Genomic DNA, 12,672 nt, shown 5'->3' on the forward strand with positions numbered 1-12,672 from the left:
GTCAGTTGCCCCGCACGGCCAGAACCGTGGGCACGATCATCGGGCGGCGACGGTACTTCTCCGACACCCAGCGGCCGACGGTCCGACGGATGGTCTGGGCGATGCGATGGGTGTCGGTGACCCCTTCGGCATACAGGGTGTCCAGGGCCCTGCCGACGAGATCGGCGGCGTCCTTGAGCGCGGCCGGATCGTCGGAGAAACCACGCCCGGAGATCTCCGGCGGACTGACCGTGCGGCCGGTCTCCGGATCGACCGCGACGGTGATGGCGATGAAACCGCCCTCGCCGAGGACCAAACGTTCCGACAGCGTGGACTCGCCGACGTCGCCGACGGACAGCCCGTCGACGTATACGTAGCCGACGGGTACGCGCCCGGTGATGGTGGCCAAGCCGTCGACGAGGTCGACGACCACGCCGTCCTCGGCCAGGGCCACCCGGCCCGGCGCCACACCGGTGGCGATGGCCAGGTCGCCGTTGGCGCGCAGGTGCCGCCACTCCCCGTGTACCGGCATCACGTTGGTGGGGCGCACCGCGTTGTACAGGTACAGCAGCTCGCCGGCCGAGGCGTGCCCGGACACGTGCACCTTCGCCGACTGCTGGGTGATGACGGTCGCGCCTCGCTTGGCCAGGCCGTTGACCACCGCGAACACAGAGTTCTCGTTGCCCGGGATCAGCGAGGAGGCAAGGACGACGAGGTCGTCGGCGCGGATGTTGATCTGCCGGTGTTCGCCGCGCGCCATCCGCGACAGCGCCGACAACGGCTCGCCCTGTGACCCGGTGGAGATCAGCACCACCCGGTGATCGGGAAGCGTGGCTGCGGTGTCGAGGTCGACGACCACCCCGTCGGGCACCGACAGATACCCCAGGTCCTGGGCGATCTGCATGTTGCGGACCATTGAACGCCCGACGAACGTGACCCGCCGGTTGTGGGCGTGCGCGACGTCGATGATCTGCTGGATGCGGTGTACGTGGCTGGCGAACGACGCCACGATCACCCGCTGGCGGGCCTTGCCGATGACTTGGTCGAGCACGCCACCGATCTGCCGTTCGGGGGTGACGAAGCCGGGGACCTCGGCATTGGTGGAATCGACGAGGAACAGGTCGACGCCCTCGTCGCCGAGCCGACTGAACCCGGCGAGATCGGTGAGCCTGCCGTCGAGCGGGAGCTGGTCCAGTTTGATGTCGCCGGTGTGCAGTGCCAGACCCGCACCGGTGCGGATGGCGACGGCGATGGCATCGGGAATCGAGTGGTTGACCGCGAAGTACTCGCAGTCGAACGGCCCGTGCTGGGTCCGTTCACCCTCGGTGACCTTGACCAGCTTGGGCCGCTGCCGATGCTCCCGGCACTTGGCCTCCAGCAATGCCAGCGTGAACGTGGAGCCCACGACCGGGATGTCGCCGCGCAACCGCAGCAGGAACGGGACCGCACCGATGTGGTCCTCGTGGCCGTGGGTGAGGATCACCGCCTCGACGTCATCGATTCGGTCCTCGATGTACCGGAAGTCGGGCAGGATCAGGTCGACGCCGGGCTGCGCGTCCTCGGGGAACAACACGCCGCAGTCGACGATCAGCAGACGGCCGTCGTATTCGAAGACGGTCATGTTGCGGCCGACCTCGCCGATACCGCCGAGTGCGACGACCCGCAATCCACCGCTGCGCAGCTTGGGCGGAGGCCCCATCCGGTCGGGGGCGGTCTGGGTGGTCTGCGATTCGGCAACGGCGCGTTCGTGTTTGCCGCGGGATGCCTGCCCGCCGGTACCGGGGGCTTCGGTTTCCGTGGCGTGCCGGGCCGCGCCCGAGGCGCTCTCGGCGACCGTCGCGGGGCTCGGCGGGCCTGCATGTCGTGAGGCGCCGCGCCGACGCCGGGCTGGGCTCGTCATCAGTTCAGTAATCCCGCTGCGGTCAGATCCGCTGCCAGCTCATCGAGTTGTGCGGCGTCGGCCGGCACCTGCGGCAGACGTGGATCGCCCACGTCGAGGCCGAGCAGCCGCAGCGATGCCTTGACCATCGTGACACCGCCGAGCCGGCCCATCGCACCCACGAGCGGGGCCACCGAGTTGTTGATCTCGCGGGCGGCCACCACGTCACCCTTCTCGAACGCCAGTTGCATCTCGCGGAGCCGGTCGGCGACGAGATGACCGATGACGCTGACGAATCCGGTGGCGCCGACCGACAGCCACGGCAGGTTCAGCCCGTCGTCGCCGGACAGGTACTCCAGACCGGTGGAGGCGATGAGCCCGGCACCTGCGGCCAGGTCGCCCTTGGCGTCCTTGACCCCGACGATCCTGGGGTGTTCGGCGAGTGCGCGGATGGTGGGTTCGGCGATCGGGATCACCGAACGCGGGGGAATGTCGTAGAGCAGCACGGGCAGGTCGGTGGCGTCGGCGACCGCCCGGAAATGGGCCAGCAGACCGGCCTGCGGTGGTTTGGAGTAGTACGGGGTGACCACGAGCAGACCGTGCGCACCCGCCTCTGCACCGGCGATCGCGAACTCGACGCTTTCAGCGGTGTCGTAAGTACCGACGCCGTGAGTGATGCGGCAGCGATCGCCGACCGCGTCGAGGACGGCCCGCAGCAGTTCGAGTTTCTCGGCAGGCTGGGTGGTGGGCGACTCACCCGTCGTGCCGGACAGCACCAGCCCGTCACAACCCTTGGTCACCAGGTGGTCGGCCAGCTCCGCCGCCTTGTCGAGATCGAGAGTTCCGTCGGCGCGGAACGGAGTCACCATCGCCACCACATTCGTCCCGAAAGGGTGCGCGTCAGGCTGCTGCACGGCTGCGTTCATGGTGGTCAAGGCTACCTTCTCCTGGGTCGATCCCGCGCCGGGGATACCTGTGCGGGCAGTGGTGTGTCGAGAACGAGAGCGGGCCGAATGGTCGCACGCGCGAGGCCGGCGCGCACAGGCGAGTCGCGAATGCGATCAGCCTTCGAGAACGTACGGCGAAGTGGCCACCTCGGTGCCGTCGGCGAGCGTCCCGATCTCGAAATCGCCGAAGACGGTGGGCGCGATCGCCATCAGCTGCCGCAGGCATTCGACGGCGAGCTGGCGGATCTCGACGTCGGCGTGTTCGGTGGCGCGCATGCCGACGAAATGCCGCCAGGCGCGGTAGTTCCCGGTCACGACGATCCGGGTCTCGGTGGCGTTCGGCAGCACCGAGCGGGCAGCTTGCCGAGCCTGCTTGCGGCGCAGGATCGCGTTGGGCACGTCCGCGAACTTCGCTTCGAGGGCGTTGAGCAGTTCGACGTACGCCGCGCGGCTGGCGTCGGTCGCTTTGATGAACAGTTCTTCGAGTGCGGCGTCATCCTTGATCGCCGGTGGGGCGACCACATTGGAGTCGTGTTCGGGTACGAATCGCTGCGAGAGCTGCGAGTACGAGAAGTGCCGGTGCCGGATCAGTTCGTGGGTACACGATCGCGAGATCCCGGTGATGTAGAAGGTGACCGACGCATGTTCGAGCAGCGACAGGTGCCCGACCTCAAGAATGTGCCGCAGATAACCGGCGTTGGTCGCGGTCCGCGGGTTCGGTTTGTCCCAGCTTTCGTAGCAGGCGCGCCCGGCGAACTCGACCAGCGCCTCACCGCCGTCGGTGTCGGTGCTCCACGGCACGTCCGGCGGCGGCGTGAACTCGGTCACCGCCACCATCTGGACCTTCAACGGCACCAGTTCGGACACACCGCCTCCTCCATCGTCGATTCCCGCCGCTCGTCGTCTGCCACCGCTCATCGGTCGACTCGTTCGCATGACGAGTGCGGTCAGGGCGGGCTCCTCCGTCGCCGCCGCGCCTCGATTCTCCCCCAGACATCTGCGATGGTCGTCGTCAGGCCCGTCGATCGCGTCGCTGCCTCCGGTTTCGCGGTGCCGATGTGGTGAATCGGGAACGAATTCTGCCCGATTCCCGCGTTTCGCCGGGTCGACATTCCCAGGTGAAGGTGACCAGACGCACACGGGCACCGGCCCGATGGCGCATGATGTTCGACGTGCGTACTCAGCCCCCCGTTCCCGGCATGCCGTCCCCCGCCGACGCTCCGCCGGCCGTCACCGCAGGCTCCCCCTCCCGACGCAGCGTATTGCTGGGCGGCGCGGGTATCGGCGTCGCCGGTGCCGTGTACGGTGCCGGGCGGTCCACCGCAGCACCTGCCGCGCCGCCCCGCCCGCGCAGCCATGACGTTTTCGCGCACGGTGTGGCCTCGGGAGATCCGTTACCCGACCGGGTCATCCTGTGGACGCGGGTCTCCCCCACCCCGGCCGCCACACCCGGCTCGGGCGTCGGGGCCCCGGTCCAGGTGACCTGGCGGATCGGCACCGACAGCGCATTGCGATCGGTGGTCGCGTCGGGCACCACGACGACCGGCCCCGAACGCGACTTCACCGTCAAGATCGACGCGACGGGGCTCTCTCCCGACACCCGCTATTGGTACGAGTTCGCTCTCACCTCCGCCGGGACGACGCACAGGTCACCGATCGGTGCGACTCGCACCGCGCCCCCCGCGGATGCGGATGTCAGCCGTGTCCGGTTCGGCGTGGTGTCGTGCGCCAACTGGGAGGCCGGATACTTCGGCGCGTACCGCCACCTCCTCGGCCGTCGCGACCTCAGCGCGATCGTGCACCTCGGCGACTACTACTACGAGTACAAGACCGGTGAGTACACGGGTAAAGGGCACGCGATCCGTGTCCACGCACCGCGAAACGAGGCCCGGACGCTCCGCGACTACCGGATCCGGCACGCCCAGTACAAGACCGACACCGACCTGGCCGCGCTGCATCGGGCGCTGCCGTGGATCTGCACCTGGGACGATCACGAGTCTGCCGACAACAGCTGGCTCGGTGGTGCCGAGAACCATTCACCGTCGGAAGGAAGCTGGGCCGCCCGCAAGGCAGCTGCTGAACGTGCGTACTACGAGTGGATGCCGGTGCGGCCACCGGCCGATGCGGGCGGTCTGCATCTCTATCGCCGCCTCAGGTTCGGCAACCTGCTGGACCTGTCGATGCTGGATTTGCGCACATACCGGGACAGGGAGGTGTCGGTGCTCTCCCGCAAGATCGACGACAAGGCGCGTTCGATCACCGGGAAGGCGCAGCTGAAGTGGCTGACCGACGGCCTGACCGGCTCCACGGCCACCTGGCGGATCGTCGGCAACCCGGTGATGATCACGCCTGTGCTCCTCCCGCCGCTCGACAGGGCCACCACCGGCGCGATCACCGACGTCCTGGGTATCCCGGAAGGCGGTATCCCCTACAACGCCGACCAGTGGGACGGCTACACCGCCGACCGCGCACGGCTGCTGCGCACCATCCGGGACAAGAAGATTTCCAACGTGGTGTTCATCACCGGCGACATCCACACGTCGTGGGCGTGCGATGTCCCTGTTGACGCCGCCCGGTATCGGTCGACGGGTGCCGTGGCCACCGAGCTGGTGGTGCCGTCGGTGACCGCATCCAACATCGACGAGATGATCAAGGTGCCTGAACACACGGTCAGCAACGCGATCCCCCCGGCGATCACAGCCCTCAACCCGCACATCAAGTGGACCGACCTCGACGCGCACGGTTACGGGGTGCTCACCGTCACCAAGGCCGCCGTGCAGATGGACTGGTACTTCCTGCGGGACAAGACCCAACCCCGCACCGGCGAGTACCACGGCAGGTCATTTCGGGTCCGCAGCGGGTCCAACCGTGTTATTCCGGTAGTCAACCCCATACCCTGAGACACGCCCCCGTCCCCGAAAGGACAACCTTGCGATGACAACTCGCTCATTATCCCGGCCGATGCGCGTCATCACCAGTGTGGCCGCCGTGTCCGCCATCGCCCTGGCTCCGGCCGTCACCGGGCAGGCCGGTGTCGCGGTGGCTGTTCCGGCCGACACCGGCTCGTCCACCACCGACGCACCCGCGGTGGCGACGCCGAGCGTCATTCATCTCGCGGGTACCGAGAACACCCGGACCTTCGCCGCGTACACCACCACATCGGGCAAGAGCGTTTCGCCCGCCGTGATCCGCAGCGACAATCTGTCGAAGCTGACCGCGTCGGACATCCGCACCCTCAAGCGCCTGAACGTGACGTCGATCGTGGATCTGCGCACCCAGCTCGAATACACGGTCCAGCCGAACAGGGCGGTCCCGGGTGCCCCACTCAAGCATTTCGACGTGCTCGGTCAGACACCGATCACCAATCTGATCGACCTCTCGTCGGCCTATCGAGCGTTCGTGACCTCGCCGTCGGCCCGCGCCGCGTTCCGCAAGACACTGCTCAACATCAAGAACACCACCTCCGCCGGCAACTCGGTGATCTTCCACTGCACCGCGGGCAAGGACCGCACGGGCTGGACGGCCGCGCTGCTGCTGAGCATCCTCGGCGTCGACCGGGCGACCATCGAACGCGATTACCTGGCCAGCAACACCTACCGCCACGCCTCGCCGAGTGACCCGCTCAACGGTGTCCGCATCGAGTGGTTGCGCTCATCGTTCGCCACCGCCAACAGCAAGTACGGCAGTCTCGACGGCTACCTGCGCAAGGGTCTGGGCCTGACCACCAAGGATCTGAATACGCTGCGGGCTAATCTGCTGCGCTGAGCAACTCGTCGAGTCTGGCGTGGGTGTCATGCCAGCCGTGCACGGCGATCGAGGTGATCCCGAGGTCGGCGACGGGGCGGTCGTTGCCACCCTCGTCGAGCCGGTCGCCGTAGAACAGGATGTCGGCGATGTTCAGGTCGAGGATCTCCATCAGGCGCCGGGCACCGTAGGCCTTGTCGATGCCCTTGCGGGTGACATCGACCGACGTCGATCCGCCGCTGCGGACCTCCAGGTCCGGGAGCCGTTGCGCCGCATACGCACGCAATGCTTCCTTTTTGGCACCGTCGGGGTCCCAGGCGGCCTTGGCGTCGACGGGGGCCGCCTGGCCGAGCGCACTGTAGGTGATCTGTGAGCCCCGGTCCTCCAGGATCGGACCCCACGGCTGCGCCTCCCACAGGCCCAGTTCTTCGGCGCCGCTCTCCAGGACATCGAGCGTGCGTGACTTCTCGTCGTCGGACAGGTATTCGGCGTAGACCGTCTCCCAGCCGGAGTCGCCGAGCCGGACGTACTGGGTACCACAGGTGGGCATCAGGTGCAGGTTCGCGGCGTTGGGGTCATCGCCGATGCGGCTCAGCACCTGGGCGTCGAACTGCCCGAACTGGCCGCCGGAGATGATGCAGACCAGGCCGCGCTCGAGGAGCCTGCGCAGTTGCGCGGCCATCTCGTCGGGCAGTGGACTCTTGGACGGGGCCAGCGTGTCGTCGAGATCGAACATCACCAGCCGGTATGTGTTGCCGCCGTGTTCAACAGCCATCGCAGTGCGTACCTACTCTTCCTCGATCCACGCGCGCGTGCGCGCACGTCGCTGTACGAGGACACTACGTGTTGGGTAGTGCAACCATTATCCGCTACAACTCGTGAACGGCCGTGGTGTGCCCAAGATCGCATCCTGAGGTCGTCAGGACCGAACCCGGCGGGCCAATTCCTTCGCGAGATCACCGGAGTCCGCCACCGCCACCGCGTCAAGTCCCAGCCACTGCGCCATCGTCGTCAAGTCCGCGGCAAGGCGCTCGGCGACGACTCCGCGATCACGGCCCGGCTCCAGATGCGCGGCGGGCACCCGCAGCACGCCGGTGGCGCGGTCGGCTTTCAGATCGACCCGTGCGGCGATGTCGTCGCCGAGCAGGTACGGGTGCACGTAGTAGCCGTGGACGCGTTTGTGGGCCGGTGTGTAGATCTCGATGCGGTAGTGAAAGTCGAACAGCCGCAATGCCCGTGGTCGGCAGAACACCAGCGGGTCGAACGGTGAGAGGATCGTCGAGCAGGTGACGGCGCGTGGCGTGCGCGCTCCGGCGGCCAGGTAGGCGCGGTCGTCCCACCCCTCGACGGTCACCTCGCTGACCATCCCGTCGTCGTTCGCCTCGGCGATGGCCCGCTGCGCATCGGTACGGCTCATGCGGTAGTAGTCGGCGATGTCGGTGAGGGTGCCGACGCCCAGCGATGCCGCCGCTCGCCCGACCAGGATGCGCTGTGCATCGGCGCGGTCGATCCGCGTCTCGGCGATATCGGTGCCGACGATGCGTTCGCTGCGGTCATAGAAGCGGGAGAACTTCTCGTCCCGCACCGCCGACAGCCGCCCCTCGGCGAACAGTGCCTCGCAGACGTGTTTGACCTCGCCGCGCTCCCACCAGCTTCCGGCGTCGCCTTTGTCGCGCACGATGCCGAGGGCGGCCTCGATGTCGCGGGGCATGCTCGGGCCGAGTTCGTCGATGACGGCGACAATGTCGGCAGCCAGCGCCGCGTTGGCGGCCATCACCTCGCGGGTGTATTTCCATCGGCCGCCCGTGAATTCGTCCATACGCCAACGGAACAGCGGCCAATCATCGACGGGGATGAGCGCCGCTTCATGCGCCCAGTATTCGGCCAGCGCCCGCGGTTTGCCGACCGGTTGCCAAGCGGCTCTGGCGAGCAGCTGCCGGTCGTAAGGTCCCAGGCGCGCGAACAGCGGCAGGAAGTGAGCGCGCACCGCCACATTCACTGAGTCCAGCTGAATGAGCCCGGTGCGCCCCAGCACCCGTTTCAGATGCGTCATCGTAGGGGCCGACGTGGGTCGCCTGTCGGCGAAACCCTGTGCGGCAAGGGCGATCCTGCGCGCCTGCGCCGCCGAGATGTCCGCTGCCGTCACCGCGGGCGCCGCCGACGGTAGTCGGCGAACCGGTATCGCGCCCCCGACGACGACGTCAGCCAGTCACCGACGTCGACCGCATACCAGGTCGCCTCATCGATCGCCGGAGCGAAGGCGTCCGCATTCTCGATGACCAGATCCAACTCGGTGACCCGAAGTTCATCGGCGCCGACGATCGCGGCCCGGTATATCTGTTCACCGCCGATCACCGACACAGTCATATCCGGGGCCGCTGTCAGCGCATACGCCTCATCGAGCGATGCGGCCACTTCGGCGCCATCGGCCCGCAGGTCGGGGTTACGGCTGATCACTATGTTGCGCCGCCCGGGCAGCGGCCTGAACTTCGGCGGCAGCGACTCCCAGGTCCGCCGCCCCATGATCACCGGCGACGCCCCGGTGAGTTCCCGGAAGCGCCGCATGTCCTCGGGCACCCGCCACGGGATGGTGTTCGCCCGGCCGATCGCCCCGCGGCGGTCCTGAGCCCAGATGAGTGAGATCACCTCAGATGGCCACGGGTGCGGCGATACCCGGGTGCGAGCGGTAGCCGATCACGGCGATGTCGTCGTACTCGTAGTCGAAGATCGACGCGCGCTTACGCAGGTGCAATGTCGGATACGGGTACGGATCCCGGAGTAGTTGCCGGGTCACCTGCTCGACGTGGTTGTCGTAGATGTGGCAGTCGCCGCCGGTCCAGATGAACTCGCCCACCCGGAGTCCGGCCTGCGCGGCCATCATGTGGGTGAGCAGTGCGTACGACGCGATGTTGAACGGCACGCCGAGGAACAGGTCGGCGCTGCGCTGATACAGCTGGCACGACAGTTTTCCGTCGGCGACATAGAACTGAAAAAACGCATGGCACGGTGGCAGCGCCATCTGCGGAATCTCCCCCACATTCCAGGCCGACACGATGTTGCGCCGCGAATCCGGGTCGCTCTTGAGCAGATCGAGGGCCGCGGAGATCTGGTCGATGTACTCCCCCGACGGCGTCGGCCAAGCCCGCCACTGCGCGCCGTAGATAGGACCGAGTTCACCGAAAGGATCGGCCCACTCATCCCAGATCGTGACGCCGTGCTCGTTGAGCCAGCCGATGTTGGAGTCGCCGCGCAGGAACCACAACAATTCGTAGATGATCGACTTCAGATGGACTTTCTTGGTGGTGATCAGCGGAAACCCGGCCGCCAGGTCGTAGCGCAGCTGATGCCCGAAGACGCTGCGGGTACCGGTCCCGGTCCGGTCTGCCTTCGACGTGCCACTGTTCAGCACCAGCCGCAACAGATCTTCGTACGGGGTGGGGATGGTTCCGGGCGCGGGGCGCACCGGGTCGTGCTCGGTCGCGATATCGTCCCGGCGTTCCGCTTGCCCTGTGCTCACTCGCGCAAGTCTAATGTCGGTCGACCCTCGCGTCCCTGCGGCACTACCGCATCAACTGTGCGGCCACCGTCGCACCGAGGTTCCAGCATTCTTCCAGCTGTTGTTTGCCCGGCTTCCCGGACAGGACGACGTGGTCGGCCGACTTGACCCACGCCAGCCCGGTGGTGATCGACTCCACGGCCCGCACCGCGCCCTCGCCGCCCTCGTTGGCGTGCAGGAACAGCCCGTACGGACGTCCGCGCGTCTCGTCGAGGCACGGATAGTAGATGGTGTCGAAGGCGTGTTTGAGGGCGCCGCTGATGTAGCCGAGATTGGCCGGGGTGCCGAGCAGGTAGCCGTCGGCTTCGAGCACATCCGTCGCTGTGACGGACAGCGCTGCCTTGCGCACCACCTCCACACCCTCGATTTCGGGGTCCGTGGCGCCGCTGACCACCGCCTCGAACATCTCCTGGCAGTGCGGGGACGGCGTGTGGTGGATGATCAGCAACCTGCTCACGAGCCGGACCCCTTTGCGGCGTCCTGGTATTGGGTGACGGCGCGCTTCATCATCTCGCGGGCGCGGGTGCGGTCGCCGGCGTAGTCGTAGGCACGGGCGATGCGGTAGGTGTTGCGCCAGTCGTCGGGGTCGGCCTCCCACTCGGCCTTGACCTGGGCGAACAGTTCGTCGGCGGCGTCGCGTTCGATGCGTCCCGACGGGCGGCGCGGCAGGTGTGAGATGTCCAGTTCGCGGCCCTCGTCCTTGATCACGCGCGCCAGTTGCTGGTGTTCGATGCCGGCGCGCAGAGTCGAATACACCAGCCACACCCCGATGATCGGCAGCAGGATCACACCGATGCCCAGTCCGATGCCGGCGACACTGCCGGTGGCGATGAGCCCGAAACCACGCCAGCCCAGCAGCCCGAAGTAGAAGCACAGCGCGACGACGAGGAACGCGATCAGCCAGACGATCGGCCGGGCGTCCTTCTCCCGCGGCTTTCCCGAGGTCTTCTCAGACGCCATGACCTCAGAGGTCCATGAAGTATTCGAGACCGACGGTCAGCCCCGGATGCGCGGCCACATTGCGCACACCCAGCAGCACGCCCGGCGCGAACGACGACCGGTCCAGCGAGTCGTGCCGGATGGTCAGCGTCTCGCCCTGGGTGCCGAGCAGCACTTCCTGATGGGCGACGAGACCGGCCAGGCGCACCGAATGCACCCGAACGCCTGAAACGTCGGCACCGCGGGCACCGTCGAGTTCCTGCGACGTCGCGTCCGGGCAGGGTGCGAGTCCGGCATCGGCGCGGGCCGCTCCGATGAGTTCGGCGGTGCGGTAGGCGGTGCCCGACGGCGCGTCGGCCTTGTGCGGGTGATGCAACTCGATGACCTCCACCGATTCGTAGAACCGGGCCGCTTGCTGGGCGAATCGCATCGACAGCACCGCACCGATCGCGAAGTTGGGGGCGATGAGCACGCCGACGCCAGGATTGGCGTCGAGCCAGCCTCGGACGGTGTCGAGGCGTTCGGTGGTGAATCCGGTGGTGCCGACGACGGCGTGGATGCCGTTGTTGATGAGGAATTCCAGGTTGCCCATGACGACGTCGGGGTGGGTGAAGTCGACGACCACCGAGGTCTGGGTGTCGGTGAAGGCGGTGAGCGCGTCGTCCTTGTCGACGCCGGTGCTGTAGGCCAGGTCGTCGGCCGCCTCCACTGCGGCCACGATCGCCTGCCCGACTTTGCCATTGCTGCCGAGCACGCCGACGTTGATTCCGCTCACTGCCACTCCCTCACCTGTGCGACCTGATTACCCGCACAGTCTACGTTCGCCCCGGATGGCCGAGATCGTGGCGGTCTACCACTGCATGGTCGACTGATCGAGGTAGCGACCCTCGTCGAAACGTCGTTCGGTGAGTACGCCGTGGCCGTCGGCGCGCATCCACAGGACCGAGCTGGTGCGGGTGCCGTAGCCGGGCATGCGGATGAACGCCGGCGACAGGTCCCGTTCCCGTTCGAGGCCGACTCCGGTGTCGGGCAGCAGGTCATCGGGTGCGGGCCGATCGTCGGCGAGCACGGAGAACAATGCCTCGTCGGTCGCATTGGTTTGCGGCGGTGCGGTTTTCAGAACCGCGGCCACCGCGTCGACGGTGCGGGTCACCTTGGGCCACGAGTTGTCGAGGGCGCCGTTGGACACCCCGCGTACACCATCGGAGACCCGATGCGCCGCGACCTCTGGCTTGTTGGCCGCCCACCACACCGAATCACCATCCGAGACAAGTAGATTCACCGGCGCATACTCCTCGGCGGTATCGGTGAGGCGCTGTGCCTCATCGGCCGGGGAAATATCGGACGTCAGGAAGTCGACGGGCAATGCGCCGCGTGAGCGTTTGTCCGGTTCGGGCACCGGATCACCGTCGCGGACATTGGTGACCGCCGCGAACCGCCCCGGTACCTCGGCACTCACTCCCATCCAGGTGCCGCCGGCCTGCGTATCCCGGCCACCGATGATCGGCAGGTCCGGCCATCGGTGAATCGTCCGGGTCTCGCGCGCATAGAACTCATCGCGGTTGGCGGCCACCACCAACGGGTAGCCGTCGATCACGTTGACCGCGAACACAATCAGACACATCCGT

General features: G+C 67.3%; 13 protein-coding genes. 2 read left to right on the forward strand and 11 right to left on the reverse strand.

Features of this window, described 5'->3' with window-relative positions; genetic code table 11:
* Position 1: 1 nt before the first annotated feature.
* From Q0627_RS15930 to thyX, 3 genes are all read right to left on the reverse strand, one after another.
* Positions 2–1,879, reverse strand: a complete 1,878-nt coding sequence (locus tag Q0627_RS15930) for a ribonuclease J (RefSeq protein WP_291013761.1) — start codon at positions 1,877–1,879, stop codon at positions 2–4.
* On the reverse strand, positions 1,879–2,784 hold the full coding sequence (gene dapA / locus Q0627_RS15935; protein WP_291013764.1) for a 4-hydroxy-tetrahydrodipicolinate synthase: 906 nt from the start codon (positions 2,782–2,784) through the stop codon (positions 1,879–1,881). The genes Q0627_RS15930 and dapA overlap by 1 nt, the downstream gene beginning before the upstream one ends.
* A 135-nt stretch (positions 2,785–2,919) precedes the next feature.
* Positions 2,920–3,672 (reverse strand): FAD-dependent thymidylate synthase, encoded by a 753-nt coding sequence (gene thyX / locus Q0627_RS15940; protein ID WP_291013766.1) that lies wholly within the window; start codon positions 3,670–3,672, stop codon positions 2,920–2,922.
* A gap of 332 nt (positions 3,673–4,004) precedes the next feature.
* Between thyX and Q0627_RS15945 the strand changes: the two genes are divergently transcribed.
* Positions 4,005–5,705 carry an alkaline phosphatase gene (locus Q0627_RS15945; RefSeq protein ID WP_291013801.1) on the forward strand — a complete coding sequence of 567 codons (1,701 nt, stop codon included), beginning with the start codon at positions 4,005–4,007 and terminating at the stop codon, positions 5,703–5,705.
* A 61-nt stretch (positions 5,706–5,766) separates the two neighbouring features.
* A complete protein-coding gene (locus Q0627_RS15950; protein WP_291013768.1) occupies positions 5,767–6,570 on the forward strand; it encodes a tyrosine-protein phosphatase in 804 nt (267 codons plus the stop codon).
* Here Q0627_RS15950 and Q0627_RS15955 read toward each other — a convergent pair.
* From Q0627_RS15955 to Q0627_RS15990, 8 genes are all read right to left on the reverse strand, one after another.
* Entirely contained in the window at positions 6,554–7,324 is a 771-nt protein-coding gene (locus Q0627_RS15955; protein WP_291013771.1) for an HAD-IIB family hydrolase, read from the reverse strand. The two genes, Q0627_RS15950 and Q0627_RS15955, sit on opposite strands and share 17 nt — an antisense overlap.
* A 144-nt stretch (positions 7,325–7,468) precedes the next feature.
* Positions 7,469–8,695, reverse strand: a complete 1,227-nt coding sequence (locus tag Q0627_RS15960; RefSeq protein ID WP_291013773.1) for a winged helix-turn-helix domain-containing protein — start codon at positions 8,693–8,695, stop codon at positions 7,469–7,471.
* The gene (locus Q0627_RS15965) at positions 8,692–9,195 is read right to left on the reverse strand and encodes a dihydrofolate reductase (RefSeq protein WP_291013775.1); all 504 of its coding nucleotides are present in this window, start codon (positions 9,193–9,195) and stop codon (positions 8,692–8,694) included. The genes Q0627_RS15960 and Q0627_RS15965 overlap by 4 nt, the downstream gene beginning before the upstream one ends.
* A gap of 1 nt (position 9,196) precedes the next feature.
* Positions 9,197–10,012, reverse strand: a complete 816-nt coding sequence (locus Q0627_RS15970; protein ID WP_291013803.1) for a thymidylate synthase — start codon at positions 10,010–10,012, stop codon at positions 9,197–9,199.
* Between the two features lie 97 nt (positions 10,013–10,109).
* On the reverse strand, positions 10,110–10,562 hold the full coding sequence (locus Q0627_RS15975) for an NAD(P)H-dependent oxidoreductase (RefSeq protein WP_291013777.1): 453 nt from the start codon (positions 10,560–10,562) through the stop codon (positions 10,110–10,112).
* The gene (locus Q0627_RS15980) at positions 10,559–11,065 is read right to left on the reverse strand and encodes a hypothetical protein (protein ID WP_291013779.1); all 507 of its coding nucleotides are present in this window, start codon (positions 11,063–11,065) and stop codon (positions 10,559–10,561) included. Before Q0627_RS15980 ends, Q0627_RS15975 begins: the two co-directional genes overlap by 4 nt.
* A gap of 4 nt (positions 11,066–11,069) precedes the next feature.
* On the reverse strand, positions 11,070–11,819 hold the full coding sequence (dapB, locus tag Q0627_RS15985; RefSeq protein WP_291013782.1) for a 4-hydroxy-tetrahydrodipicolinate reductase: 750 nt from the start codon (positions 11,817–11,819) through the stop codon (positions 11,070–11,072).
* A gap of 75 nt (positions 11,820–11,894) precedes the next feature.
* Positions 11,895–12,668, reverse strand: a complete 774-nt coding sequence (locus tag Q0627_RS15990) for an NRDE family protein (RefSeq protein ID WP_298811363.1) — start codon at positions 12,666–12,668, stop codon at positions 11,895–11,897.
* Between the last annotated feature and the right edge of the window lie 4 nt (positions 12,669–12,672).

The organism is uncultured Gordonia sp., assembly GCF_937858515.1.
Taxonomy (GTDB): domain Bacteria; phylum Actinomycetota; class Actinomycetes; order Mycobacteriales; family Mycobacteriaceae; genus Gordonia.